Raw genomic sequence first — 26,228 nt, 5'->3', positions numbered from 1 at the left:
AGCGCGCCATCTACGAAATCACTGCACGCCACTACCGCCTCTAGTAACCGGCGTGCTATCTCGCGAGCATGTAGTTGAGTTGGCGCGGCTGCGCGAGTTCCGGTGATCGTTTCGTTTTCTTGACTGTCGCCATTGCAGAAAAGCCATGTTAAAAGCCGCTCCTCTCGAAGGAGCAATGATTGTGAAGAAAGCAACCAAGAAAGCCGTGAAGTGGCGCGAGTGGACGAAGACAGATATCAAGGAGCTCAAGGCCCACTCAAAAGCGCGCACGCCGGTTACGAAGATATCCAAATTGACGAAGCGCAGTATTGGCGCACTCCGCCAGAAGGCACTGGTCCTTGGAATTGGACTCGGACATCAGCGTTAGCCCATCTCAATTGACTGGGAGAATAGCGCGGCCTGATGGCCACCTCCTGAACAGCTAAAGCATCCTAGCTGACTTCGCCTTTCTGGCTACCGAAAGGACAGTTGCGGGCAAGTCAGCCCGCAGCGTCGTGACGGCTTCCGACGACATAGCTTCCGTTTGTAGTTGAGGTTAACCGCGCCATGTTGTTGATATTGCGCGCTGGTGCCTGATCCATTGCGCCGGGAACTCTACACGCCCAGTCACATCGGAGACCTGGAAGTGTCCTTCCAGCTGACCATCCTGAAAGTGCTGGCCGGCCAGCCCGCCGGGCGGGCCTCCATTGCCGAAGTCCGGCAAGCGGTCGAAATCCTGATGAACAGCGGCAAAGACTGGACAGATCGTATGAAGCGGTTGAAGCGTTTGGCCAAACATGCGCCTGACCTGAACATTTTCTCGGCCAAGTTTGTGCTTCGCGATCCTCGCGGCTGGGAAATAACGGAAGAAGGGCGGCAATTCCTGTCTGCGCTCGAAACGGCCGACGCCGTTCGAAGAGAGCCGCCTCGATCAGCCACCGATCTGCCGCCCAGCGAGCCCGCGGCGCAACCGGTAACAGATTCGGCAAGATCACTTCAGCCTCCCCGAAGCCGTCGTCAGAGGCGGCGCCGTCACCGCGGAAAAAGACCGATCCAATCGGCGTTCAGCGTGAAGCGAGCGGCCGCTCCCCTGTCGACCCCGATCTTCAAAAAGACGAATCCTAGGAGATGCGCGACTGATAAGCTTTGATCGCAACGGAGTCGGTTCGCAGACTGATAAGAAAATGAGAAAGGGCTTATCAGTCTGCGTTTTTCTGCTTCTTGCATTTTTGATCAGGATTGCTAGGGCAAAGTCTGCTTCTCGAGCGGTAGCGGACCAAGGTTTGTCAGTATGCGGCCATCGGCGTTTGAGCCCAACCGGCCATCTATTCGGACGTCGTAGAACCGACGATTGTCCAAGCAACAACTAGAGAGGGTGTAGACTTAGTAAGCAACCTTGACCAACCCGAAGGCGCGAGAATCTGCTGATTTAGTGTCGCGTCGATCTTGCGGCTCGCCTTCGTCGTCATCATGCTCCCCGTCTATCAAACGGAGCGGCCTCTTCCAACCGAGCACGTGGTCCCAAAAACCGGGTCCATTTCACTGTTCCATTGCTGGACGAAACGAGGGGTTCAATAGCTGTGGAATATCGCTTCATAATGAACATCTATTTGTCCTGGTCGTAGGAAAGGAGCACAGAAGATTCGAATGCGACGGATGGCTGTAGTGGCGCGCTCAAGGTCGCTATTGTGCATCAAGAATCACGACTAGCGCATTCGTGCTTGTATTGGAGGCGCGTTATGACTGGCATCAGCGGACTCGGGAATCGCATTTGGCAATCTACAGACGACAGCGGTGAAGTCGCGGCCAAGTCTTACACAGATGGCGTTTCTAGTGAGAACGGTCAAACGAGCAGTTCTGGCCTTGTGCGGATGGACTCTGAGCCTCAAGTTTTCGAGACTTATTCTGCTCGCGTCCCTTTCGACGATATGGCTTCGCAGCGCGAGCATGGTGGAAGCTCCGAGATCCCGCATAGATCTTATCGTCACGCACCAAGTTCGACCGAACGCTCGTCGCGTTCTGGCAGCGAGCACTGGCGGAGCGATCGAGCAACCGGAAGCTCGCGAACAGAGGCGAGCCGCCCGCATGGGCAATCCGTGCCCGACCGAGCGGCTGGATCAGGAAAGCGGCGTGTCGACGATGTCGCCGCGCAGAGCGTCCATGGTACAAGCTTAGAGCGCCCTTATAGACCTTCGAACGCACTTAATACGGCGCTAAGGGATATTGATCAGGCTCACGACGTCCATGGATTCTCAGGGGTAGTCGTGAGATATGCCAGGCAGTTGCGAATGCCCGACAAGGCAACGTTCCTGCAAAAAGCCGCCGCTGATTTCCGATACAGATTTGTAGCGCGCTTGGAGCAAAATATCCGCGCTGGTGAATCATGGAGCTACGCCAGGTCATGCAACGAGGTGAGCGGAGAGGCTGGCGGTCGGGAAGGCATGGAAGCTTGCAAGGCCTTGGCAGCTCGAGTATCGAGGCTCGACGACGTGATTATGTACGAAGTCGAGGACCGAGCCCTTCCGCTCTTCGCCGCATCATTCGGTCGACACTCCCAGGTGCCGGCATGCCGCAGGGGGGCGATCAGAATCGCGGAATTTTGTTGCGATGAAAGCCGCGGACTTCGGAGGCAGACTAACCAAGGGCTATCCTTACTGGTGAACGGCTTCAGCAAGTGGCCGGACGCGGCGGGCTGCCGCGAGGCTGCCGTCGCCATCGCCGGTGAGGTGCCTTCCCGGCTTTCCCGTTTTGACCCGCAAGCGCTGGCGAACCTGGTGAATGGTTTGAGCAAATGGCCGGGCGCGGCGGGCTGTCGCGAGGCTGCCGTCGCCATCGCCGGTGAGGTGCCTTCCCGGCTTTCCCGTTTTGACCCGCAAGCGCTGGCGAACCTGGTCAACGGTTTCAGCAAATGGCCGGACGTGGCGGCCTGTCGCGAGGCTGCCGTCGCGATCGCCGGTGAGGTGCCTTCCCGGCTCTCCGGTTTTAACCCGCAAGCGCTGGCGAACCTGGTGAACGGTTTGAGCAAATGGCCGGACGTGGCGGCCTGTCGCGAGGCTGCCGTCGCGATCGCCGGTGAGGTGCCTTCCCGGCTCTCCGGTTTTGACCCGCAGGCGCTGGCGAACCTGGTCAACGGTTTCAGCAAATGGCCGGACGCGGCGGGCTGTCGCGAGGCTGCCGTCGCCATCGCCGGTGAGGTGCCTTCCCGGCTTTCCCGTTTTGACCCGCAAGCGCTGGCGAACCTGGTCAACGGTTTCAGCAAATGGCCGGATGCGGCGGGCTGTCGCGAGGCTGCCGCCGCCATCGCCGGTGAGGTGCCTTCCCGGCTCTCCGGTTTTGACCCGCAGGCGCTGGCGAACCTGGTCAACGGTTTCAGCAAATGGCCGGACGCGGCGGGCTGTTGCGAGGCTGCCGTCGCCATCGCCGGTCAGGTGCCTTCCCGGCTCTCCGATTTTGACCCGCAGCAACTGGCGGGCCTGGTAAACGGCTTCAGCAAATGGCCAGAAGACGCGGCATGCCACCAGGCAGTAATGGACATCGCGCGCGGCCTCGGCGGACCGGGCCGACGCTTTGGTTCGTTCTCGACGGTTGAGTTCGCCACGATCGCCAATGCTCTGGGACGCAGTGTCAAAAGCGGCGAGGACGGTGGAGACGTTACGCAGCTACGGGGCAATTGGAGCAGGCACGGCAGGCGTTAGCCGAAATTGAACAAGGTCCGACCAAACTTCACCGTGCAGGCGTACAGTCAAGTTGTATATGCATTCTCAACTAACCCACAGTTTCGGCGTGAGCTTGACGACATAGTCGATGGACTGCGGAAGGGAGGCGTCCCGAAGCAATGAATGAGGTGAGAGAGCTGGACGTCTCTCGAAGAGGAGATCTAAAGGGGGGCAGCGAGTCCGCTTGTGGCCCAAATGCCGACATGCGCAGCATGTCAGCTGCTACGTCGCCCTTCGAGGTTAAAGCGGACGCGGCGGATGTGTGAGCGACCGCCCATTTCCGGTTAGCTTCGTCACCCCGCGCCAAGCTGATGCGACTGTGATCCGCAACTACTTCCGCTGAGCACATCAAACCATCATCGAATGAAGAGGCCCGGGCAGGTTGCTCGGGCCCTTCATTTTGCGATGGCGCGCATCAAGGTTCCTACGTTCTTCCGGATTGAAACGCGAATTTGATCGGGACCCGCGACACAGTTCCCTGAGTTGATAAGGGCAAGGCTGCCTCTCAAGGAGGTTATATCATGACCGTCCCGGTTTGCCCAAGATGCAGCGTCCGCATGGCGCTCGCGCACTGCCGGCCGAGCCGCGCCGGCTTCGAGTTGCAGACGTTCGAGTGTCCTGTATGCGAGCGGGCGAAGACCGTTGAGGTGCCTGATCCTACGGAAAGAGCAGCCGGTTGGCTGGCATCGCGAGAATTGCAGCGGCCTCAATAGGTGCGCGTCATACCCAGAGGGCGGGGGCTTTGCGTCGCTCACTCGAACAAAGTCCTCAGCCCGAGCCGGTGGTGCCGTCGCGGAGTTGGTAGGAATTGAGGTTGGCGTAGTCTCCGGGGTGATCAACCTCGAATCATCCGGCGTTGAAGCGTCGGACTGGAGACTACGCCATGAACAAGCCTACCACGGAGCCTGATTCCTCGCAGCTTACGACTGAGCTGGCTGTTGATCTTTTCGACAACTGGTTTGACCCGATCGAGGCCGAGGTGCGGGCTCGGTCTCGTCAGTTCATCGAAGAACTGATCCGCGGCGAACTCGATACCGCGCTGGCACGGCCTCGTTACGAACGAAGCAAGATGGCCGGCAATGAAGCAGGCCTCTGCGTCACGGGCCACCGTCATGGCAGCCGGACGCGGTCGCTGACGGGCACGTTCGGGCGGATCGAGATAGCAGTGCCGCGCGCCCGGCTGACCACATCCGTGGGCAAAACGACGGAATGGAAGAGCCGGGCGCTGCGGGCCTATCAGCGACGCACGCTTGCCGCCGATGCGCTGATCGCAAGCAGCTACCTGGCCGGCACCAATACGCGACGGGTACGTCGCTCGCTGGCGGCCTTGTTCGGCGGGACAGTCGGCAAGGACACGGTGAGCCGGACTTGGCGCAAGGTGAAGGGCGACTGGGATGCCTGGAACAGCCGCTCGCTGGCCAAGGAGCCGATCGTGCGCCTGATCCTCGAGGCACCGTCGTTCGGGTGCGCCTCGACCGCAAGGCGACCTCGATCTCGTTGCTCGTTGTGCTGGGCGTGCGAGCTGACGGCCAGAAGGTTCTGCTCGCGATCAAGAGCATGGGCGGCGAAAGCGCCGAGGCATGGCGCACGGTGCTGGACGATCTCATCAAGCGCGGGCTCAGGCGTCCCGAGTTCCTCATCGTCGACGGCGCACCGGGGCTCGACAAGGCCATTGCAGTCGTCTGGGAAGGCGTGCCGGTGCAACGCTGCACGGTCCACAAACACAGAAACCTGCTGGCACATGCCCCGGAGCGCCTGCACGACGAGATCACCGCAGATTACAACGACATGATCTATGCGACGACGCCTGAGGAGATCACCGTTCGCCGCAAGGCCTTCATCCGCAAATGGCGGCTCAAGCACCGCGCCGTTGCTGACAGCCTGGAGGAAGCAGGCGACCGCTTGTTCACCTTCGCGCGCATGCCGCCGAGCCAATGGCGCAGCCTGCGCACGACCAATGCGATCGAGCGATTGCACGAGGAGTTCAAGCGCCGGATCAAAACCCAAACCGTGTTGCCGTCGGCAGATACCGCCGCGATGATGTTCTGGGCTCTGTTAGCCTCGGGGCAGATCAGCATGCGCAAAGTCGATGGTTGGCAAACCTCGCCACAAAACCCATCGATCAGCCAATTGACCTTGCCGCCTGAAACGATAACTTCATGTTACCCGGAGAATTCGCCAAGCCGAATTCCAACCGCATTCCGGACGGCACCGAGCTTCCGAAATCTCTTGCGCGGTTAACACTGGTGTCCTCCTTTAATGGGCGCACACGCCCTCGCCTCCAAAATTGTTGGTATCGGCGGCGGATGGCTGGCTGCTCGGCGCGGGGCCACATAGCCCACCACACTCGACCATCTGACATTCATCAAACCGAATTCAGTATCGACCATGACGAAGTCATCGCCATGGTGGACATACGATCTCGAAATCCGGCGCTCGACGTGGTCGTTCACCACATCAGCGTCGGTTTTGCCATGCAATTCGAGAAACTGGCATTTTTTCTTTCGCCCCATCGCACCGACGAAGACATGCTCCGAGGCTGGCACGCTTCCAAACCAAGCGCTTGGCGCCGGTCGGTCGATCCGGTTGATATCGAGAATGCGAAATAGGAGGCCACGGGTGCTCGTCGCGGTCCACATCTCCTCAGCCTTGGCGAGCAAGCGGAGCCCGGTTTTCTTGTTTGCCTCGGCGACGGCCGACTCGATGAAGCCAAGTGCCGCGCTGGCGCCGATAGCCCATGCCGGAGAGCCAATGAAGCCAATGCCGGTTGACACGGTACCGAGATTTCGGGCCGCTTCCGCTCGGGTCGCCGCGATTTGCCCCAGTTCGTCGGTCGGGTATAGTTCGATCCCCTGCACCTTCATCAGATGCATTATCGCGAACAGTCAAAAGTCGCCCTCCGTGGCCATACCCCGGCGCCGAGAGTTCGATGCCGGGGTATGATGAGTGAATTATCTGTGCGTGCCGTACCGGTTGCCGGTGCTGAAATTCCGATAGGAGCCGCCCCTGTGAGACGATCCTGATCCGCCGAGGTAAGAACCGCCGTGGCTAGAGGTGTGATGACCCCCACCGTAGGAAACGCGGCCTCCGCCGTGTCCGCCGCCTCTGGCCTGTGCAAACGCCGTTGAGCAAAGCAGCGCGACTGCGACAATCATTATTTTCTTCAATGCAGTTCTCCTTGAACGCCCCAAAATTGAGACGAGGCCTCTAAATCCTAGAAGCGCCACTCAATCACAAGATGAAACTCCTTCGCGCGCACACAACTAAGGTCTAGTGCGACGGCGTGGCGCGCACTATTGATCTCGCCTGTTGGTTGCGCTCTAGTTTTCGGATTATGCGGAGCGGGGTTGTAATTTTGCTCTTGGGCGTTACGGCCCTCGGAGCCTATTCGATTGGTCGTCAGGGTGCGCCAGCGACAAGCGCGCCCGCCCCAGCTGTTGCGCTGCAATCTGCCGCGATAGCGAAGCCGCTCACCAACACCGCTCCACCGGTCGTTGCTACGCTGCTAAGGCCGACAATCATCTCGTCGTCGCCATCATCCATCCCAAGCTCCGCACCGGCCAACACAAGCAGTCCACCTGACAAGGTCTCTCCGCCGCCTGAGCCCAAGCGCAAGGTCGAGGCCGCTCTGACCGCCGCCGCCATCGCGGCGATCCTGATCAAGGCGAGCCGGGATCAGTATCACGCGACAGGCAAGCCTTGCGCGTGCCCGGATGACACAATGCGCAACGGTCGATCTTGCGCCGCGAGGAGCGCGCACTCGCGTCCCGGCGGCGCTGCACCACTCTGCTACGCGAGCGACGTGACCACTGCGATGATCGATTCGTATCGGCTGAGGCAGGCGTCGCGTTGAGGCTGAAAGTTACTCGTCGATTGCGACGCAAGGAGTATTGGATGCACAGGTTTGCTCTGCTTGTCGCGCTATTCTCATCGAGTATCGGCCCCGCTCAGGCCGAGGACAAAGCGTCTCCTAGCCGAATTGAAAAGCATCACAAAATCCGCTCGCGATTTGATGCCATCGATGCCAGCCGTCTCGCTACCATCAATACCCGATCTATCGCTGCCCGATTTTTCGGGTGCGACGGGAAAGCTCACCGGTGAGTTCAGTGCTTTTACGCAGCAAATCGGTGAGGCACTGCCGATCCTCGAACAAATGGGCTACGAGGTCACGACGTTTCGGGTGACGTGGGGTTTGCCGCCGAAAGGTCGGCTGCGTTTGAAGTCCAGCGGAAACGCGGACGTTCAGAAGGTGAATGCCATCGCCGCTAAAACGGGCGGCGGCGGCCTCTTGGTGTCCACTCTGATCAGTAGCGCCGCGATGGCAAAGCGCATTCAAAGCACAATGAAGATGGGAACGGCTTACCTTGACGTTGACTTCGCCGTGCCGCCCAAGATCAGCATGAAGTTCATTGGTGCAGGCACCAGCGAAAAGAACGAAGCTCGTGACCTAGACGACTTAGAGATCGCCTGCAAATGATCGGATTGGACGTGTCCGGGATACGACGGGACGGCCGGCCATCTTCTGGTAGACCAAAAGCCCGATCCCTCGTCAGCGCAGGGTACGCCTCGCCGACCGCCATGATCAGTTGGGAGGGCGTCGGGCGAGGGCCGGGCAGCGACAGCGGCTCTACCTTTGCGCGACCTGCTGCGGATTCGCAAGTTTCCTACCGGGCGCATTGAAGAAGCCCGCGAGATGATCAAGGCGTTCACATAAGACGATTTCGATACCCGATTGCAGTTCCCGGGGCATAGGTTGCAGCCGTTTGCGACGCAAGCGCGACCGCCAATCTTATCGTTTGGCGATCCGTGTTCGTCAAATGGCATCGCGCGATCCTTAGCGCGTCTATCTCGGCTGTTGTGTCGGTCGATACGTCATGATGACCTCATCATCTCCAAAGTTGTCGAGCAAGTCGCAAAAATAGCGACGCGCATGCCGCCGATCGCTGCTCTTGCGAGGGCCTCGTTTTGGAGGGGCCTGTGCTCTCAGCTCATTCCTCTTCTACATCTTGATCTTGACACAGCCGGCTCAAGCAGGTTCGGGCTCGTGGGCCCTGTTGGCTTTGGCCGGGTTCAAGAGCGCAATCACCTCCCGGCCGAACGCCGGCAGTTCGTCGGTGAAATTCAGGAAGGCGCAGGGGATCATGTCGACGCCGATGGCCTCATCGACGCGGATGCGTTCCGCGATCAGCTCGGGGGACCGAACAGACGGGTCTTGAAACCGGCGTTGGCTGGACAAGATTGGCGTGACTCGAATCCGCCCACGTTCCAATCTTCTCCGCAGTCGATGCGCCAGCCTGCTTCACCTGTTCAGCGAAAGCCTGCACGATCTCAGGGTCAGCGCCCGCTATGATCGCTTCAAGCTGCTAGAGCGCTTCCCGCTCGGTCGGCCGCTGGATGATGAAGCCGTTGAGCAGCCATTGCACTGGCTGGATTGCCACCAGATCATCGACATAGTCGATGAAGTCGTGATGCTTTAGTTCTTCCATTGTGGCCGGAGCCCCCCGCTCGATAACGGGATTCGACACACTCGCGCTTTTCCACACCCACGACGCGCAGTAGCTCAGCGCCCCTGCGATGCATCGCCGCCGATACCCAAATGGGCCAGATGCTCGGTTGCAGGGTTTAGCCAGGGCCGAAGATCATATAGAGCAACATAGCGCCCACGATCACTGTCCAGCCGATTGACGTGGCAACACCCCATACCTGCGTGGGCATTAAACGCACCTCCCGCGAACAATTAGGGAATACAGAGAGGCCACTGGCGCTGGACAGCGGCCTCTCGGACCCACTTCAAAATCTCTTCGATATAAAACCCCTACCCCGGCGAGCCGCGTCGCCTTCCCAACCCGCCGTTGGCAGGCGCGGAACAACGAATTTTCGACAGGTATCCACTTCAGTATTCACCTGGTCTCTCCACGTGGCCGCGCTGCTCGTCTTGTACGTGCCGCCAGCAACTTGTCGCCAGATTTCCAAGCTTTGACATTCATGCGCTTTCCACCGCAGGGCCGGACTGGCTTCTATCGAGGCGCGCACGTTTGCTGGCACCTCCAGAGAAGACGCGGCGATCTCACCCCGGTCCAGCACGGCATCCAAAAATGCGCCCTCCCCCGCTGTGAACTTAAACAGCGGCGCGAGCTTCTCCCGGCATTCAGTCGTGACGCTCTCGATCCAAGCTGCTGGGCCGCCAAAGCTGTCGAAATACCGATCGTGCAGGCACATGGTCAGCTTGCCGGTAATGTCGCCGACCTCGCATCCGATCGCCTCGAGCGAGGCTGTGCGCCAGTCGAAGCTCTTGGCGCTCGCCCCGATCATCAAGGTGGCCGCCTTGATCTTCGCCCAGTCGAGAGACGGCATGGCGATGATCCGGTGGGCGTCGAACAGATCGCGCGCGGTGCGCCGCGTGATCAGCGCGACCATCTTGCCAGCGACGATCTCGTGGATATCGAGGACCGGAACATTCGTGGCCTGGTAGGATCCGATTGCCACCGATGGCATGCGATCCACGCCGTAGAGCGGGCCGCGGTAGAGATAATTGATATCGATCTCGATGGTCCCCGCGCCGCCCAGCGCAGAGGCGTAGCGATAAATCCATTTGCCGCCAGCGTGCTCGGACGGCTCACGCCGCGCGCCGTACCCTTTCGATTCCATCAAGCGCTCGATCCGGTCTTCCAATCCCGGGCGGTCGGCGTCCATCTGTTCCTTGTCGACCGCGCCGACATAGTTGACGTCGATATCGACAGAGAGGCGGTCCAGATCGGAATGAAAGGCGTTGAGTGCCGTGCCGCCCTTCAAGGCGACGCGCGGCCCGATCAGCGTGTCGGCGCCGAAGGCATCGAGAATGTCGATCAGCCGGATCACACGCTCCAGTGTCGCAGGCTGGAGCTGCCGCTCGGCCGCGATTTCCTGAAGCGTTTCTCGCGACGCGACCATCAAACGCCTTCAAAGGCGGCGTCGACCGCCTGCGCTGGGAGAAGCACGCGCCATGGCTCGACGAGCACCGCATGACCGGGTTCCGCACCCAGCGCATAATGCTTTGATCGTGGAAGCCGTGTTCGCAGGCGCGCCAGGACATCGTCGGAGACGCCGAGCGCGGCGCGCCGCTTCTCGAGCCACCAGCCGGAAACCGAGGCGAGCGACCGATTATCCAGCAGCTCGACATAGTCGGCGACCTTCGCCGGATCGAGATAGCGCACCAGATCCAGCGACTTCAGAACTTCCTCGCCGCCGCCTGCGAGTTCTGGCCGATGTAGGACATCGACGACCGTGCGTTCGACCGCCGTCACACGGACCGTCACGCCCTGGCGGTCCATAGTCGCGGTCAGGTAGTTGGCCTTGCCTGTCGCCGCCAACGCCTTCGCCGGCGTGACGAAGCGGCAAGCACCAAATGGCAGGTCCACGCGTTCGGTCCGTCCGGCGCTGATAAGCTGAACCTCGTTGAACTCGGAATAGGCTATGCCGTGCAGCTCAAGGGCTGAGTGAAATCCCAAGGACCCCATCGGGACGCAGCTTGCTCGCCGCGGCGAAGCGGTCGATCACCATCCGGTCCGCCGCCATGTGGGCCGGCACTGCGGCAAACACCTCGCGACTGACCCGCTTGATGTTGCCAGCGCGCAGGTGATGTCTAAGTAGGCTGGTGACATTGGCCGCGCTCGCCGGATGGCCGAAGGCCGCCGCGAACTCAGCCCGGGTGAAGACCGGATGAGCCGACAGGAAGCTGGCCGTTTTGTGCTGGCGGGGTTGCATAAGTCTTCAATTTTGCTCCGAAGTGGGTAATAAATAGCCGGTCTGACGCAAATCTGTCAACAAATCCTCCTGAGAAAAGCGGGCCGACGGGCCATCGCCTTGATGGCGAAAACGCGCCCGTATGGGCTAAAAATTATCCCTTCCGGCGCACACTTCTAGAACAAGCCGCCCCGCGAAAGGACCGCATCAGGCGAACTAAGCGGTTTCCTTAGCCGGATCTTCAATGTCAGACATTTTACACTGTTATATTGACATTGTCAGATTTTGTTACTATGTTGCCGACGTAGGAGGCGGCCATGAGCGATGGACCATTCAGAAATGCGGAGTTGCCCAGCAGCTGGAAGCGTTATGGCCAAGACCTGGTCAGCGACGCCACGAGCCGTGAGGAGCGAACGACGCAGGCGTGCCACAGCATGATTGGTGACGTGGACATGAAGACGTTCAGTCCCCTTTTCGATGAACTCAAAGCTCATGCCGACCGCCCCCAAATGGACTTAGACCCGGTCACGGCGGTCGAAACGATTTTCGAGACTCATCCAACGTCGCCACTGGCGGATACCCTGCAAAGACATCTGATTGCGAATCTCCGGGATCAACTCCCTCCCGAGAAGGCGCTCGATCAGGCGCTCGACAGCACGACAAAAGAATGGATCGGCACCACCAAAAACCGGCTCGACGAAGAATGCATTCGTGCCCGCGAGCTCGGCGACATGAGCCGCGAAGATTACCAGAAGGGAATCGAGCGGAACCGCGAGACGTTCGCTGCCATCAAGCCCAGCGAACTCTGCGACGCCTTGGCCACCGGCAACAAGCGCGCGTTCAGGCAGGCGGTTGAGAAGAAAGCCGGCGTAGATGAGGGGCCCGAAGAGTGAGCGCCAATCCGAAATGCTCACCGATGCAAGACAAGCGCTTGATCGTTATCGAAAAGGGACAGAAGCGCAGCCGCCGCATCCTCCCGAAGGGTGCTGTGATCGCGGAGGTCGGCCGTCACATTTGCTTTAATCCGGCGGTTCTGGATCGCTTTGACGTAAAGGGCTTCGAGCCGCTGCACTACGATATGCTTGTTCTCTGCGCCGCCATCGAGTTCGCTGACCGGCGTTGGAAGCGTCCGTTGGGCTGGCGCCGAACCTTCGATGTGGCGATCCCAGTCATCGACCTTAAGGCTTGGCAGAAGCCGGAGGTTCTGAAGGCCCTGCACGGCGTCTTGAACCACCTGACCGGCGACGCATGGCGATTGACCTTTGTCCAGGCAAAGAACTTCTCGCCGATCGGCACGCGGCAGATGCCGTTGGACTTCGGCAAGGCCAAGACCTTCGCCGTCGCTTACAGCGATGGTTTGGATTCGCGTGCCGTCTCCGCTCTGAGCGGGAGCGAGGCTGAGGCACTGTGTATCCGGGTCGCGGGCAATCGCCAGCGGCGCAAAAACGGGGATAGTTATTTCACGCAGATTCCCTTCAAGGTGAAGGGATATCGCGGGAACGAAAGCAGCTTCCGCTCGCGGGGATTTCAGTTTGCGACGGTGACGGCGATTGCTGCACAGCTCTCAAACGTGACGCGCGTCATTGTTCCGGAGAGCGGCCAGGGCGCGCTTGGGCCGGTACTTCTCCCGCTGCACAACGTCTACGCCGACTATCGCAACCATCCGACGTTCTTTCGGAAGATGGAGCGCTTCATCAAGGCAGTGCTGGGCTACCGAGTGCGGTTTGAGCAGCCACGCCTCTGGTCGACGAAAGGTCAGACGTTGCGCGCGTTTCTGGACATGATCGGAAAGTCCGAACAGCATCTGACGAGTACCCATTCCTGTTGGCAAACGCGCCGGGTCGTCAATGTAGGCGGTAGAAAGCAGTGTGGCCTGTGCGCGGCTTGCTTGCTGAGACGCCTCAGCCTGCATGCCGCTGGCGTTAACGAGGCGCCTGGTACGTATATCGTGTCCGACCTTGCCGCTTCTGACGCGGCCGATGCTTTATCGATTATACCCCAAAAGGCTGATCGGGACATCATGGTCGAATACGGAAGCGTCGGTGCGCGTCACCTGCAGCATCTCGCGGACATGAGCGGCTTGCCTGACGAGAACATTCGCGTTCACGCCTCGCAATTCTCAGCTGCGATAGCGGAAAACTACGAAGACACTCTGAAGAAACTGAGGACGATGTTGGTAACTCATGCCGAGGAATGGCGGGCATTTTTGTCCGCGCAAGGAGATCAAAGCTTTTTGAAAAGCTGGATGGATGGAGGGCGCAATGGCTGATCTGAATGAGCTGAGCGCACAGGAAATAGGACGCCGGCTGCGGATAGCACGGGAGAACGCAGACGTCCGCCAGGATGACGCGGCCCAGGTCATCGGCATGTCCCGCCCCACCCTTGTATCCATCGAGAAGGGCGTGCGCCGTGTGCGCATCCAGGAAATCCAGACGCTCGCGCGCCACTACGGCGTATCGGTCAACGCCCTCCTCCGCCGCGAGGCAGTGCATACCGATCTGATGCCTCGGTTCCGCAAGTTGCGGGAGACGGAGGACGCGCACACCACTGAAGCCGTTCAGCTATTCAACGACCTGATTAAAGCGGACGTTGAAATGGAGAATGTCCTCGGCATCCACCGACGTCGAAATTACCCCCCGGAACACGGTATAAACGAGGGCGACGTTGCGGCCCTCGCAGAAAAGCATGCCAAGGAATTGCGCGACTGGCTGGGTCTCGGTCCGGGGCCGATCGCCGACATCTTCTCGGTCATCGAACTGGGTCTTGGCATCCGATTGTATCAGCGTCGTCTCTCATCCAGTTCAAAGGTTGCTGGCCTTTTCACCTACGATGAAAGTGTCGGCGCCTGCATACTTCTAAACGCCAACCACCCATTGCCGCGGCGCATCCAGTCCGCGGCGCATGAGGTCGGCCACTTCTATGCTACCCGTCAGATTCCCGAAGTGCTCGAAGACGATGAGAAGTTCCTCTCACGCGATGAACGCTATGCTAACGTCTTTGGCCGTGCATTCCTGACGCCAGCCGAGAGCTTCTCGGAAAGCTTCCGCCAACTGAAGGAGATCACCGGCAAAACGACCCGGCGCCTGATCATTCTCCTCGCCCAGCAATATAATATCTCGCGCCAAGCCTGCGGGCTGCGGCTCGAGGAATTGGGCCTTGCCAAGAAAGGCACGTGGGCATGGTTCGAAAACAACGGCGGCATCACCGATGACAATGTCCGAGAGGTCCTCGGCGAAATGGCCGGTCGCCGCGATCCCGCAAAGAGCGACGCGGACCGACCCATCTCCCACCGCCTGAGCCTGATGGCGCATGCCGCCTGGAAGCGCGAGCTCATGTCGGAAGGACAATTGGCGGAGCTGCTGAAGGTGGGCCGAGTGGAGCTTCGCGGCGTTATCGACCAGATCGAGCTTGAGGAAAGAGACACGGATGAGTTGCGCAAGCTCCCTGATTGATATCGCGGATCCGCTGATTCTCGACACGAGTGTTCTGATCAACCTTCACGCTTGCAAGTATGGCGAGCGCATCCTCGCGTCCATTCCCAACGATGTCCTCGTGTCCGAGATCGTGGCTGGAGAGCTGGAGCACGAGACGAGCCGGCAGAACGGCGAGCACCGCTTTCTGCTAGATCTCGTGACTGGTGGAATCGTGACGCTCGCCACTATGACCGACGCCGAATACGAGATTTTTCATGAACTCACGTCTACCTCGCCCTCCCTTGACGACGGCGAAGCTGCAACGATCGCCATCGCGGCAGCAAGATTTTTCTCCTGCCGGTTATCGATGAACGGCGCGGACGAAGCCGCGCCAGCGCGCTATTGAAAACGCGAAATCCAGGCTGGTCGTTAGACATCTTACATCATCCAACGGCCATCGCGGTCCTCGGCGACCAACCTGTCATCCAAGCGATGTATTTCGCTCTTCGCGACGGGCGCATGCGAATTCCATTACAAAGAGTGGAAGGCGTTATCGCGCTTATAGGGATGGAGCGTTCACGCGATTGCACTTGCCTCCCTGGGTATCGAGAGCGATTTTTCGACGAGCACTCTGGGGCCGCCGCTGTAAATTCTGCCGACCGCGCGAAGCTCCCAAATCTAAAGTGAACAGCGAACACTGGTTTGACGATGTCGCAACAGAAGCCTAGCGGATTGCTTTCATTGGGTCGCTGGACGGCTAAGGCGTGAACGAGGAGCAGATTTACCCATGCCCTTCCATGGCAAGCCGCAGCGCGTTGGGATGCGCTGCGCTTCCGCCAGAGATAGAGCGTCCCCTGCGAAGGGTGGAGGTTACACGTTCGAATCGTCTAGTCGAGGTCTGGCAAGCCGCAGTACGGCCGTGACGAGGGCTGGTAGCATTGTGCTGGGCACTGCATTTTGAGGGCCTGGTGCGGCCGCTCATTGTCATAGCAATCGATGAAGTCGTCGAACCTGGCCTGCTGCTGCAGGAAGTTTTGGCGGCCGGCTTGGTGGCCTTCAGCTTGAAGGTCAGATGCATCCGCTCATGGTTGCCATTCTGCTGCGGATGGCCGGGCTTGATGCGCTCGATCTCGATGCCAAGCCTGAGCCACCACACCGACAGTCTGCTCAATCCGAACAGGCATTGGACTAGCAAAGGGAACGCCGCTGTCGGTGCGGATGGCCCGCGGCAGGCCAAATTCCTCGAATACGGCCTCAAACACCGAGAAAGCGTGGGCTTCCTTGGTGGTAGAGAGCGCGTCGCAGGCGAAGTCGGTGATGGTCCGTGGATAGCAATATCGCCTATCGGCAAGCATGAACTCGCCCTTGTAATCGGCACACCACAGTTCATTGCGCTGGGCCGGGCGAGAGAGAGTGGTGCCCTCAGCCCTGTTGCGTCGTCTGGTTCGGCGCTTGACCAGGCCATGGCGATTGAGCACGGCATGAACCGTGCTGATCGCTGGCGTATGCTCGTCCGGATAGCCGTCTTCGAAGTGCAAACCTTTCGCGTAGGGACATAGAACAGGAGCGCAGCGTATTTTCCTTCGCTGATGGGCCGGAAGACATCGGCACGCACGATAACACCATCATCCATGCGGATACCTACGTCCCAGTCGATGCGCATTCCGTCGGTGATCTCGGACCGCGTCCGCTCGACCATCCCATCCTGCCTGCAAGTGCCCGCTCTTTTTTTGATACCGGGCTTGGCTACCTTTTGGGTTCGAAAGGCCGACTACCCACCGAGCAGGATCTCCCGTGCCTCGGCCGGGGATGCCGGTCTCGACCCCTGGCGCGTGATGACCCGAGCGGCCTCCTCGACGAGCTGCGCGTTGCTCGACGCAAGTTGTCCTCTTGCGATGTACAGGTTGTCTTCGAGACCTACGCGCACGTGGCCTCCGAGTTCACATGCCGCAGCGGCGATCTTGAACTGATCGTGCGCGATTCCGAATGCGCTCCAGAGGGCTCCGGAAGGAAGCATGCCGCGCATGACCTCAAGCACGTCCGACTGCGCTGGCGCTCCCCAAGGAACGCCCAGACAGAACTGGAAGAACGCTGGAGATTTCAGAATCCCGACTTCCAGCAGGTGTTTGGCCAGCCGAATGTGACCCAGATCGAACACCTCGATTTCTGGCTTGATGTTTGCGTCTGTTATCGCCCGTCCCATGACCTCAAGATCTTGAACGAGATTGATCATCGCGATTCTTCTGAAATTCAGCGTGGCTACATCCAGGCTACAGACTTCCGGCTTCAGCTTCAGGATGTGTTCCAGCCGTTGTTGCGGCGTCATCGGTGGGTTCACGCCTGGAGCCGGATGGAGCAGCAGACCATCCGCCGCATATAGCGAACCCGGACCGCTGGTCAGGTTCACGACGACGTCCGTCGATGATCCCCGTATTCGTTCGACGACTTCCGAGTAGTGTGCGAACTCGACGGACGGTGCACCTGTAGCCGGATCGCGAACGTGAATGTGCACGACAGCCGCGCCTGCCTTTGCGGCATCGATCGCCTGGTCGGCGATCTGCTTCGGCGTGACGGGAACCGCGGGACTCTTGCTAACTGTGTCGCCGGCACCGGTCAGCGCGCAGGTGATGATGGTCGGATTCGACATCGATCTTGGCCAGCTTTGCTTCTAGTGATGTTCGGCGTCGATCAGCACGAAGGCGACCCGGCAGACCTTGTCCGAACGGTTGGACCAGGCGTGGTTCGTCCCGCGCTGGATGAGGACGTCGCCCGGCCTCATCAGCGTCTCGCCTTCGTCCATCATCGCCCACACCTCTCCCTCGAGCACGATTGCGTAATCGAGCGTGGGGGTTTTATGGAAGAAGAAGTGCCTGGCCTTCGTGTCGAATGCCTGTGGACTTCCGATTTCACGCCTGAACTTCTCGAGTTCTTCGCGCGAATAGAGACTATCCGGCGGAAACTCGGCTATGCGCAGCATGTTGCCGCCTGCTGGCGGCTCGATCGCCAGCTTGCGGTCGGCAGGGGCTGTCTCCGTTTGCTCGACGATATCCGCCGGGCTCCTGTCGGCGACCCACAGAACGGTTCCCGCCAACCCGGGAGTACCGGGCACCACGTGGACGCTAGGCGCGGCGTCGTCGGAGAGAATGACGGACCGACCGTCCGCACGATGACCGGTTACAATGCGACGAATTGGCTTTGCCATGGCTATTTCAACTCACTGAGAGATGGGCGCACTTTTCACTCACCAGAATTTCTTGCGCTTCTCCGGCCACCAGCGCCTTTGCTCGGCCGGCCCGATCTTGTTTCGGAGCGTCCCCAGGCGAGACACTTCCAATTCCAAGACGTCGCCGACCTCGAGCTTTCGACCGATTTCGAGACCCGAGCCATTCCCGACGGTGCCCGAACCGATGAGATCTCCGGGCTGCACGGTCTCCGAGATGGACATGTAGGCCAGCAGCTCTTCGGGGCTCCAGAGCGTCTCGGCGCTGTTTCCGCGGGAGCACTCCTCCCCGTTGATGCGCACGATCATCTCGAGATCGTCCGTGCGTCCAATTTCGTCCATCGTGACGATCCACGGGCCGATACCGAATGCGAAATCCTTGCCCTCGCCGGGCCCCATTCCGATTCCAAGCTCGATCTTCTGGACGTCCCTCGCGCTCCAGTCGTTGAAGATCGTGACTCCGAAAATCGCGCTCTTGGCCTCTTCGGGCGTGACGTTGTGGCAAGCACGGCCGACGACGTAACCCAGCTCCAGCTCGTAGTCGCAGTATTCCGTATAGAAGGGCTTGGCGACCTCGGCATCGTGACCGACTGCCGTATGAGGCGTACCCTTGAAGTAGCCGGGAATCTCCAACAAAGCGGACGCCGGCTCTGCCCCAACGCGCTCGTGAAATTGTTTGATGTGCTTGAGAAACGTCAGACCGTCACGGATTACAGAAGGGTCCGTAGCACTCAGCCATTTGATCTCGGAAATGGGCTTCGAGGCGTCGTCAGCGCGCGAAAGAGCCGCTTCCCGCGCATTTTCAAGGAAGGCGTCGCCGAGTCCGATCGCCGCGGACATGCTTCCGGGAAACAGCGCCGAAGCGTAGCGCTGAGCCGCCTCACGGGTTGCGCCCTTTGCCAAGCGCCGCAGGACTTCCGCCGAAGCGAGATCGACGACCGCGTTTTTTTGGACATCAACCGCGACGAGGCGGGCGACCGGACCGAATGGCGTTTCAACAGCAATGCGTCCGAGCTTCATTTCGGTCCCCCCTTGTTTTGATACGATACGTTTCGTAATATCCGGGTATCCCCTTGTCAAGCGCGCCGGATCATGTGTGATCTTGCGGGTGCTGCGCCTGTCGGGGGAGTTCCGGCTGTGATACTCAGAGACGATCCTGCCCGGATCGAATCGGGCCTAACATGAGTGCATCGAGGACAATGGCATCAACGGCTCAAGCGCGCCGGTCGCTCAAACCGCGATCTGACCGGTTGCAGAAGCGGCTCGTCGAAGATGAAACTTCCGACTCCGGCCGAACCGGTCGGCCTCGTGACCAGGCATCCAGGCAAGCTATCCTGTCGGCCACGATGAGACTCTTGCAGACGGTCTCCGTTGCCGATCTCGCCATTGAAGCGGTCGCCCGAGAGGCGAAGGTAGGCAAGGCGACGATTTATCGCTGGTGGACGAGTAAAGGGGCGCTGGTGATCGAGGCATTCCTCGACTCCCACTTCAGCAACCCCCCCATGCCGACAGCGATGGACCCCCGCTCGGCCATCAAACGGCATCTGACGTCGCTGGCAAAGTACTTCAATGGCCGCGCCGGCACCCTCGTCGTCCAAATACTTTGCGAGGGACGCGACGATAAAGCGCTGTTTGCCGAATTCAATAGGCGCTTCACCGAAAACCGGCGGCGGCTCGTGCAAGAGACGGTTGAGCGCGGACAGACCGAGGGGCAATTCCGGACTGACCTAGATGCGAGCTGGATCGTTGAGCTTCTTTATGCGCCGATCTATCGGCGTCTTATGTTCGCGATCCCGTTAGATGCGGAGTTCATCGGCCGCCTATGCGATACCGTCGATCTGTTGATAGCGCAGCCGCCGTCAAAGGCGTCTCGCACATCGACCAAGCAGTAGGGACGACGATCTCGGTCGAGGTCCGCATCTCGGCTAAACCGTCCTGGCGGTGGGACTTTCTCTCTGTGCGGCTTGTTCCGTCATGCGACGAGGACTGACGATCGCCAGCGAGGAAGCGGCGGTAGCGACGAGGCGTCCTTCGCCGTCGGAGAGAATTCCGCGCACGAAAACGATGTTTCTACCGCAACGTTCGATTTCCCCGCGGGCCCTGTAGGCGCCAGGCTTGGCGGATCGTATGCACGATACGTTCATGGTTATCGTGGCCACCGAGAGGCCGTCGTCGACGGCCATGAGTGCGGCATAGGCCATGGCGAAATCGAGCATAGTCGCTACGGTTCCACCGTGAACAACGTCTTCCGCCTGTGTGAAGTCGTCTCCCACAACAAATAATAGTTCGACGCTGGCGGTTTTTGGATCGATCTCCTTCAACTGCGTCTGGAGAGCCCTAGCCAGGGCGCTCGAAGCGACGGCGGCAGGCAATTCCCTGCCAGAGGAAAGTCTACGTAGCAGTTGCTGATCAAGATTCATTCTGAGAGTCCGGAAATGCTGTCGAAACGAGGTCAGCCGCAGTCAAAGCCGGCTGACCTCTCTGCTGCCCTGCCGAGCGTTCGGCGACTTCAAGTGCTCGCGGGCTCGAGCCCTTCGTGGACGCCTGCCTGGAACGCCGGCAATCGTCCAAGCAGGCAGAGGCCGGCGGATGCCACCAGGCAGCCGATCGCCACGCTCAGCCAGCTCAGGTAATTGCCTGTGGCATCGAAAAGCGCTCCGGCCAAAATTGGACCGGCCCCACCACCGAGTGAAACAGCGAGGTAGATGCCGCCGAACAGCGTGCTGAAATGGGCAGGCGGGAAACGTCGGCCAATCAGGAAGAGAGCGAGGTCGAACTCCGACCCGATCGTGAAACCCATCGCCAGCGTCCCGGGCAAGATCAATGCCGTGTTGCCTGTCGAAAGCATGAGAGCTCCGCCGGCCGACAGAAGAAACACGGCCGTCGCGAGAAGGTTGGTCTCGACCAGATCGAGAAGGTAGCCTGTGATCAGACGCCCTGCGATTACGGCGAAACCGATCAGTCCTGCCATGCTTGCGGCGGTGGCTGGAGCGATTCCGCGATCGGTTAACATCGGGACGAAATGAACGATGGTTCCGAAAATTCCGGTCGAGGCGAGCAAGAAGATGACCGCGAGCAGCGCAAACCGACGGTTGGCATAGAGGCGCCAGTTCCATGGTTGGCGCTCAATCTGCGTCCGATCCCGGACGAACTCCGTCCGCAGCAACCACGCGATGATGGGAATCGTGCAAAGGGTGATGAATGCCAGTCCGAAATAAGCTTCTCTCCAACCGTAAGTGCCGAGCAATTGGCCGACCAACACGGGGAAGACCAGAGCGCCCAATCCGGGACCGCAGTAAACGATTCCGTAGACCAAACCGAGCCGTGTCGGAAATTTTCCGACGACGATCCGTCCATAGGATACCGGAGTCGTTGCACTGCCGACGACGCAGACCAGGAGCGTGATCAGAAGGAAACTGACGAGTCCCGCGGTCGCCGTGCCCAGCAAGGCAAAGGAAGCCGCTAGTCCGGCTGCGGACAGAATGGCCATCCTGAGGGCGCCGAAGCGATCCACCAACCTGCCGGCAAAGGGCGACGCGACTCCAATGGCGAGGATGCCCACAAGGGGACCCAATGATGCCATTCCGCGCGTCCAGCCGAACTCGGCGGCCAACGGCTTCAAGAATAGTCCGGTTGTATAGAAATAGATCGACGACACGCTCATCATCATGCCGATCAGGCATCCGGCGATGAGACCGCGTCCGCGCCAGAGTTCGTTCTCAGATCGGACAGTGCCACTCATACGTTTTTTCTCCCATCGTCTTTCTTGGTTCGTTGGTCCACACGTTCCCCTTCTTCATTCCCTGCGGTTGGTCCCCGCTAGTCGTGCGACGATCGTACGATCGACGAGATCGCCGTACTTGAGGGTTCCGGGAGCGAGGAGACCGAGTTCGGATCGAGTTTCGATCAGCCGATCTACGCCGCTTTGCGACGGCACGAGATCGTTAGGCATCGCCCGGAGCATGGCGCGAGCCATCTCCTGCGAAGGCGATGATTGAACAAGAATTGCCTCAGCCTGATCCGGATTTTCGCGGGCCCATGAAGCGGCTCGGGCGATGGTCGACAGGTACGTCTCGAAAATTGTGGACTTGTCTCTCAGAGCCTTGCGTGAAGCGACCACCCCTTGGCCAGGAAAGTCGGACCACACTTGCTGTATCTCAATAAGCGGTACGAAACCGGCGGCCTTGGCCGCAAGATCGAAAGGCGGCCCGAGCAAGGTCGCGTCGCAACGAGCCGCGATCAAAGCCTCGTAGCGCTCTCTGACACCGCCCAGAAGCAGCCACGTAGCATCCTCGAACAGAACGCCCTGACGTTTGAGGATGGCTCGCAAAGGAATTGCGAAGCCGCTGTCCGGCGCATCTACCGCGATGCGGCTTCCGGCCAGCGCACCGATCGTATGAACCGGTGCTCGAGCGAGCAGCGTCAGTGGTGTCGTCTGTTCGATCTGGGCGACGAGCACAAAGTCGCCGCCCCGATCATTCCAGGCGATGATGTTGTCTATCGCCGTGATGGCAAGATCGACATCCTCGCTCGATAGAGCTTTCGAGCGATGACTTCGTGAAGTTGGTGAGGATCGCGAGATCGTCGACCAGTCCCACGCGCTCAGCGAGCACCAGGGCGCTGGGCAGAACGAAGACGGTCTGTCTGATCTTTTGCACCGGCCCTCCCAATCCGAATTCTGCGCTTGTTCATTAAGTCCGCGCCGTCGGCGCGGACTGCAGCGCAATCTTACGAACTACGATACGATCCGTTTCGTATATTGCAAGCTAATTCTGGAGCATTCGAAGCGCCCGGCGGGCTGTGGAAAGCCGACGACGGTGAAAAACGGGCCGCCGGTGGTCCGGCGGTCAGTTCCCATTCGGGCGGAAAGCAGACGACCGGTCTGCCAGCGGATCGCCTGAGAGAAGTCGGACAAAGATCAGAAGGCCACCACGCTTCGGATCGAGTCGCTTTCCCGCGCCCTCTTGGAGCGCATGCGCCCGGTGATCACGCGCGCGACCGAGGATGACGTTCGCCGTGCCGTCATGTCTTGCGGCCCGTCGGCCTTGCGCGATGAGGCGCTGGGCCTCGTCCAGGAGGCCGGCTACAGCGCGTTTTTCGCGCCGTTCGATTGGATCGACGACGAAGCCGATATTGTCATCGTCGGGGTCACGCCCGGCACACAACAGGCGCTCGAAGCCCTGCTGAGCTTTCGCGCGTTGCTGGCTGCTGGCGGCTCGCTTGATGAGGCGGCGCATCGCGCCAAAAGGGCCGCGTCGTTCAAGGGCAGCATGCGCCCACTTGGCGAGCGATTGATGGATCACTTCGATTTGCACCGGCTCTTCGGCCTTGCGTCAACGCTCGATCTCTTCGTCAGCGCCGCGCGCCGAGCGCATTTTACATCGGCCCTGCGCTATCCGGTGCTGAAGAAATCCGGCAACTACGCCGGAGACAGCCGCATTACGGCCCGCCCCTTCATGGGGCGTATGATCGAAGGGAACCTTGCGGTCGACCTTGCCATGCTTCCCAAGGCTTGGCTTGTGGCCTTCGGACCGAACGCGTTGCGTGCGCTTGAACATCTCGCGGCTATCGGACGCCTCGATGGGGCTCGCATTCTCGGCGGCCTCCTCCATCCCGGCGGCCAGCAACGGGAACCGCAATAATGTCCAGCTTGGCCTTGTCTCAGGCGACGCCGCCCTCATGGTTTCCGGATCGTTGAAAAGCTCGACGAGCGCTCGTGCGATGATGAGGTCTTGTTCGACTTGCCTCTGCTCAGCCCACGGCGCATTCTTTGACCAAGCGATGATGTTTTGAGCGGGGATCATTCATCGATCTCCGGATAACGCTGCACAATCACGCGCCAATGCTTGTTGCGCTCGACAGGCGTGCGTTGCGTCTTCCCATCCTTTCGACGCTCCGGTTCGAGCGTGACCCAGGGCATCGCCTCTTTTTCAAAGAGCCGGTCGTGAAGCGCATTGGCGCGCTCGGTATGACCGAGCCGATCGAGCAGATAGCCGGCTCGCTGGCCGCAAGCGCGCTCGAAATGCGCCGACATGGCAGCGAGCTTTTGACCCTCAATGCTTTCCGCGAGATCCGTCATGACGGTCGCCACGGCCTCAGTGCCCTCGCTGCCATGCGTCCCGCCAATGTCTCGGCCACCTTCGTCCGCGGCACGACCGCGAACTGGTGCCGCCCCTCCACGAGCGGCGTCGCAAGCGAGAGTCCAATCGCTTCGCACAGACCCTGACGCAGCCGCGAAAGCTGCCCTGCATGCCGCGTGTTGACAACGCCGCCTTTGCACCCCGCCACGATGCGTATACCATCGCTTTCGGCGACGACGTCGCCGCGCCCGGAGCTCGGATTGATCACGATTGTCTTGCCGTCCCCATCGCTATACGTGCCGCCATGGGCCGCCAAGGCCGGAGGTCATCGCAAAGCCGCGCTTGCTAAACGACGCAAGGAACAGCCTGCGTCTTCGCCATGCGCTTTTGCTTCACAAGCAGTTCGAGCGCGCGATAGCGCCTGCCGCCTGCAGGCACTTCGAACGTACCAGTCTCGTTCCCCTCGCCATCAACGACGGCACCAACGTTGGGGCTCTGTAGAAGCGTACGCGCGGCGATGCGTTCGGCGAGTTGCTCGATCGAAATCCCCGCCTTCACATGACGGACGTTGGATGGACTCAGCGCCAGCGTGTTGAACGGAATGTCGCGTGAGGGCGACAGGGTGATGCTTTGGACAGCCTTCGTCATATCGATTCTGCGCATGTATTTCGCCTTAGCTCTCGAAGAAGTCGAGCACGTCGTCATCGACGCGAATGGAAGTGGCCTTCTTCCTCGGCGGGATCACCGGCACCGCATCGGAGCAATCGCGGTTGCGGCCACAGAGCAGACCGCGGCAGACCTCCTCAACTTCGCCAAGGGCCCGGCGGTTAACGAGTGACGCGCATTCGCTCTGTTCGAAGTCGAACATCGCGCCCGCACAGGCAACCGCACCGGCCGTCCGGTGCCATTCACATGATGACCACAGAACCTGAGATGCAAACTATCGAAGAGCTCAAGCTAAATGATCTCAAAGTACCTCCGACGTTCAAAGTCGGTGACCCGATGTTGAACGGCTTCCCATTCCCAACGGCGGGAGCAAGAAAAGGTTTCAACAAACCTTTCTCCGAAGAGATCATTGGCTGCTGGAGACTTTGCAAACCGATATGTTGCCTCTGATAGGCTTTGAGGCAGTCTCCCGGATGGGAGACACATCTCCACGCTTGCATCACCGGCGATCGAAGCCGGCAATGCCGCATCTGTCTCGACGCCCAGTATGCCAGAACCGATGGCACCTGAGAGGGCGAGATATGGGTTCACGTCTGCGCCAGCCAGCCTATACTCGAGGCGATGTACGGACGGCTCTCCCGGAATGGCCCGAACCGCACAGGAGCGGTTGTCGAGTCCCCAGCTTGGACAGATTGGTGCCCAGCAGCCAGGCACCAATCTCTTGTAGCTATTGAAGTTCGGCGCAGCTAGCACGCAGAAATCATTCATGTATTTCAGTTGTCCGCCGATGAATTGCCTCATAAGCTTCGAGACGTTGCGGAACGCTTCACTGTCGTAAAACGCATTCTGACCATCTGAGGACATCGAGATGTGAATATGGCCGGACTGGCCGGGCCATTTCTCGGAAACCTTGGCCATGAACGTAGCCATCATGCCTCGCGTTTGCGCCCAGGCCTTTATCATCGATTTGAATATGATTGCTCGATCCGCAGCTTCCAGCGCATCACAATGACGAAGTGACGCCTCAATCACGCCAGGTCCCGTTTCAAAGTGCAACCCGCTGAGAGGTATTCTGGCCTTCTCACAAAGCGCCAGGATCTCACCGAACAGCTCATGATGCGCGACAGAACGCGCAATCGAGTAGCCGAACGGGCCCCGCGTTAAAGGAGTCCATTCGGGGAACGGCTTGTCTTCAATTGTATCGGCGTTCTCCTTGAACAGCATAAACTCAAACTCGAACCCCACAGTGCAGCCGTATCCGTGGTCAGCAGCCCTTCGTAGGACCTTACGCAGCATCCCACGCGGGCAGAGGCTCTGATGCGCCCCCGTAAACTCGGCGAGGTAGAGACACTGATCGCCGACATAAGACACCGAACGGCCGGTTGCCCAACAGAACACGCAGATCGGCGTCTCCGAATGCTGACAGCGGGTT

25 protein-coding genes and 3 pseudogenes are annotated in these 26,228 nt (G+C 59.8%); 11 read left to right on the top strand and 17 right to left on the bottom strand.

All coding sequences use genetic code 11. The features are described from left to right. Positions 1 to 145: 145 nt before the first annotated feature. The 4 genes and pseudogenes from ACVWW1_RS42565 to ACVWW1_RS42550 all read left to right on the top strand — a co-directional run bounded on the left by ACVWW1_RS42565 (position 146) and on the right by ACVWW1_RS42550 (position 5,842). Positions 146 to 367 (top strand): hypothetical protein, encoded by a 222-nt coding sequence (locus tag ACVWW1_RS42565; protein WP_429034274.1) that lies wholly within the window; start codon positions 146 to 148, stop codon positions 365 to 367. Between the two features lie 258 nt (positions 368 to 625). After that, positions 626 to 1,129: a hypothetical protein gene (locus ACVWW1_RS42560; protein ID WP_429034275.1), complete on the top strand. Its 504-nt coding sequence runs from the start codon at positions 626 to 628 to the stop codon at positions 1,127 to 1,129. A gap of 1,507 nt (positions 1,130 to 2,636) precedes the next feature. Next, on the top strand, positions 2,637 to 3,674 hold the full coding sequence (locus tag ACVWW1_RS42555; protein ID WP_456659996.1) for a hypothetical protein: 1,038 nt from the start codon (positions 2,637 to 2,639) through the stop codon (positions 3,672 to 3,674). A 904-nt stretch (positions 3,675 to 4,578) separates the two neighbouring features. Next, positions 4,579 to 5,842 (top strand): annotated as a pseudogene (locus ACVWW1_RS42550) (IS256 family transposase). Positions 5,843 to 5,932: 90 nt separating this feature from the next. Here the strand turns inward: ACVWW1_RS42550 and ACVWW1_RS42545 are convergent. Next, entirely contained in the window at positions 5,933 to 6,559 is a 627-nt protein-coding gene (locus ACVWW1_RS42545; protein WP_429033421.1) for a hypothetical protein, read from the bottom strand. A gap of 1,115 nt (positions 6,560 to 7,674) precedes the next feature. Between ACVWW1_RS42545 and ACVWW1_RS42540 the strand changes: the two genes are divergently transcribed. Continuing rightward, positions 7,675 to 8,172, top strand: a complete 498-nt coding sequence (locus ACVWW1_RS42540) for a hypothetical protein (protein ID WP_456659995.1) — start codon at positions 7,675 to 7,677, stop codon at positions 8,170 to 8,172. A gap of 549 nt (positions 8,173 to 8,721) precedes the next feature. On the opposite strand, the gene ACVWW1_RS42535 is transcribed toward ACVWW1_RS42540, so the two are convergent. The 5 genes from ACVWW1_RS42535 to ACVWW1_RS42515 all read right to left on the bottom strand — a co-directional run bounded on the left by ACVWW1_RS42535 (position 8,722) and on the right by ACVWW1_RS42515 (position 11,438). Next, a complete protein-coding gene (locus ACVWW1_RS42535; protein ID WP_429033416.1) occupies positions 8,722 to 8,931 on the bottom strand; it encodes a hypothetical protein in 210 nt (69 codons plus the stop codon). Between the two features lie 127 nt (positions 8,932 to 9,058). Beyond that, positions 9,059 to 9,181: a hypothetical protein gene (locus ACVWW1_RS42530; RefSeq protein WP_429033414.1), complete on the bottom strand. Its 123-nt coding sequence runs from the start codon at positions 9,179 to 9,181 to the stop codon at positions 9,059 to 9,061. Positions 9,182 to 9,485: 304 nt separating this feature from the next. After that, entirely contained in the window at positions 9,486 to 10,625 is a 1,140-nt protein-coding gene (locus tag ACVWW1_RS42525) for a nucleotidyl transferase AbiEii/AbiGii toxin family protein (RefSeq protein WP_456659994.1), read from the bottom strand. Beyond that, the gene (locus tag ACVWW1_RS42520) at positions 10,625 to 11,191 is read right to left on the bottom strand and encodes a type IV toxin-antitoxin system AbiEi family antitoxin domain-containing protein (RefSeq protein WP_456659993.1); all 567 of its coding nucleotides are present in this window, start codon (positions 11,189 to 11,191) and stop codon (positions 10,625 to 10,627) included. The genes ACVWW1_RS42525 and ACVWW1_RS42520 overlap by 1 nt, the downstream gene beginning before the upstream one ends. Next, complete coding sequence (locus ACVWW1_RS42515; protein ID WP_456659992.1) at positions 11,160 to 11,438, bottom strand: hypothetical protein; 279 nt, start codon at positions 11,436 to 11,438, stop codon at positions 11,160 to 11,162. The genes ACVWW1_RS42520 and ACVWW1_RS42515 overlap by 32 nt, the downstream gene beginning before the upstream one ends. 296 nt (positions 11,439 to 11,734) lie before the next feature. Here ACVWW1_RS42515 and ACVWW1_RS42510 point away from each other — a divergent pair, with 296 nt between their 5' ends. Genes ACVWW1_RS42510 through ACVWW1_RS42495 form a run of 4 tightly spaced genes read left to right on the top strand, consistent with a single transcriptional unit; the run spans position 11,735 to position 15,236 of the window. Continuing rightward, entirely contained in the window at positions 11,735 to 12,310 is a 576-nt protein-coding gene (locus ACVWW1_RS42510; RefSeq protein WP_429033406.1) for a hypothetical protein, read from the top strand. After that, positions 12,307 to 13,686, top strand: a complete 1,380-nt coding sequence (locus tag ACVWW1_RS42505; protein ID WP_456659991.1) for a 7-cyano-7-deazaguanine synthase — start codon at positions 12,307 to 12,309, stop codon at positions 13,684 to 13,686. The genes ACVWW1_RS42510 and ACVWW1_RS42505 overlap by 4 nt, the downstream gene beginning before the upstream one ends. Then, a complete protein-coding gene (locus ACVWW1_RS42500) occupies positions 13,679 to 14,869 on the top strand; it encodes a helix-turn-helix domain-containing protein (RefSeq protein ID WP_429033400.1) in 1,191 nt (396 codons plus the stop codon). The genes ACVWW1_RS42505 and ACVWW1_RS42500 overlap by 8 nt, the downstream gene beginning before the upstream one ends. After that, a complete protein-coding gene (locus tag ACVWW1_RS42495; RefSeq protein WP_456659990.1) occupies positions 14,844 to 15,236 on the top strand; it encodes a hypothetical protein in 393 nt (130 codons plus the stop codon). Before ACVWW1_RS42500 ends, ACVWW1_RS42495 begins: the two co-directional genes overlap by 26 nt. 484 nt (positions 15,237 to 15,720) lie before the next feature. On the opposite strand, the pseudogene ACVWW1_RS42490 reads toward ACVWW1_RS42495, so the two are convergent. From ACVWW1_RS42490 to ACVWW1_RS42475, 4 genes and pseudogenes are all read right to left on the bottom strand, one after another. Then, positions 15,721 to 16,344: pseudogene (locus ACVWW1_RS42490) on the bottom strand (integrase core domain-containing protein); the annotation flags it as partial. 257 nt (positions 16,345 to 16,601) lie between these two features. After that, on the bottom strand, positions 16,602 to 17,477 hold the full coding sequence (locus ACVWW1_RS42485) for a 3-keto-5-aminohexanoate cleavage protein (protein ID WP_456659989.1): 876 nt from the start codon (positions 17,475 to 17,477) through the stop codon (positions 16,602 to 16,604). Positions 17,478 to 17,498: 21 nt separating this feature from the next. After that, complete coding sequence (locus tag ACVWW1_RS42480; RefSeq protein WP_429033393.1) at positions 17,499 to 18,032, bottom strand: cupin domain-containing protein; 534 nt, start codon at positions 18,030 to 18,032, stop codon at positions 17,499 to 17,501. A gap of 39 nt (positions 18,033 to 18,071) precedes the next feature. Next, positions 18,072 to 19,070: a fumarylacetoacetate hydrolase family protein gene (locus ACVWW1_RS42475; RefSeq protein ID WP_456659988.1), complete on the bottom strand. Its 999-nt coding sequence runs from the start codon at positions 19,068 to 19,070 to the stop codon at positions 18,072 to 18,074. Positions 19,071 to 19,300: 230 nt separating this feature from the next. Between ACVWW1_RS42475 and ACVWW1_RS42470 the strand changes: the two genes are divergently transcribed. Next, complete coding sequence (locus tag ACVWW1_RS42470) at positions 19,301 to 19,942, top strand: TetR/AcrR family transcriptional regulator C-terminal ligand-binding domain-containing protein (protein ID WP_456659987.1); 642 nt, start codon at positions 19,301 to 19,303, stop codon at positions 19,940 to 19,942. Positions 19,943 to 19,975: 33 nt separating this feature from the next. On the opposite strand, the gene ACVWW1_RS42465 is transcribed toward ACVWW1_RS42470, so the two are convergent. From ACVWW1_RS42465 to ACVWW1_RS42455, 3 genes are all read right to left on the bottom strand, one after another. Next, positions 19,976 to 20,470, bottom strand: coding sequence for a PaaI family thioesterase (locus ACVWW1_RS42465; RefSeq protein ID WP_429033385.1), 495 nt, complete (start codon positions 20,468 to 20,470; stop codon positions 19,976 to 19,978). Positions 20,471 to 20,559: 89 nt separating this feature from the next. Next, positions 20,560 to 21,792, bottom strand: a complete 1,233-nt coding sequence (locus ACVWW1_RS42460; RefSeq protein WP_429033383.1) for an MFS transporter — start codon at positions 21,790 to 21,792, stop codon at positions 20,560 to 20,562. A 54-nt stretch (positions 21,793 to 21,846) separates the two neighbouring features. Then, the gene (locus ACVWW1_RS42455; protein WP_456659986.1) at positions 21,847 to 22,776 is read right to left on the bottom strand and encodes an ABC transporter substrate-binding protein; all 930 of its coding nucleotides are present in this window, start codon (positions 22,774 to 22,776) and stop codon (positions 21,847 to 21,849) included. A 247-nt stretch (positions 22,777 to 23,023) separates the two neighbouring features. On the opposite strand from ACVWW1_RS42455, the gene ACVWW1_RS42450 reads away from it, so the two are divergent. After that, positions 23,024 to 23,692, top strand: a complete 669-nt coding sequence (locus ACVWW1_RS42450) for a hypothetical protein (RefSeq protein WP_456659985.1) — start codon at positions 23,024 to 23,026, stop codon at positions 23,690 to 23,692. A gap of 158 nt (positions 23,693 to 23,850) precedes the next feature. Here ACVWW1_RS42450 and ACVWW1_RS42445 read toward each other — a convergent pair whose 3' ends face one another. From ACVWW1_RS42445 to ACVWW1_RS42430, 4 genes and pseudogenes are all read right to left on the bottom strand, one after another. Further along, positions 23,851 to 24,141: a hypothetical protein gene (locus ACVWW1_RS42445; RefSeq protein WP_456659984.1), complete on the bottom strand. Its 291-nt coding sequence runs from the start codon at positions 24,139 to 24,141 to the stop codon at positions 23,851 to 23,853. 337 nt (positions 24,142 to 24,478) lie between these two features. Continuing rightward, positions 24,479 to 24,778: pseudogene (locus ACVWW1_RS42440) on the bottom strand (ParB/Srx family N-terminal domain-containing protein); the annotation flags it as partial. A gap of 25 nt (positions 24,779 to 24,803) precedes the next feature. Continuing rightward, the gene (locus ACVWW1_RS42435; protein ID WP_429033376.1) at positions 24,804 to 24,998 is read right to left on the bottom strand and encodes a hypothetical protein; all 195 of its coding nucleotides are present in this window, start codon (positions 24,996 to 24,998) and stop codon (positions 24,804 to 24,806) included. Between the two features lie 89 nt (positions 24,999 to 25,087). Then, positions 25,088 to 26,092 (bottom strand): glutamine synthetase family protein, encoded by a 1,005-nt coding sequence (locus ACVWW1_RS42430; RefSeq protein WP_456660805.1) that lies wholly within the window; start codon positions 26,090 to 26,092, stop codon positions 25,088 to 25,090. Between the last annotated feature and the right edge of the window lie 136 nt (positions 26,093 to 26,228).

The organism is Bradyrhizobium sp. JR3.5 (assembly GCF_054057015.1).
Note: the sequence above shows the minus strand (reverse complement) of the source record. Positions and strands in the feature narration are given on the sequence as shown.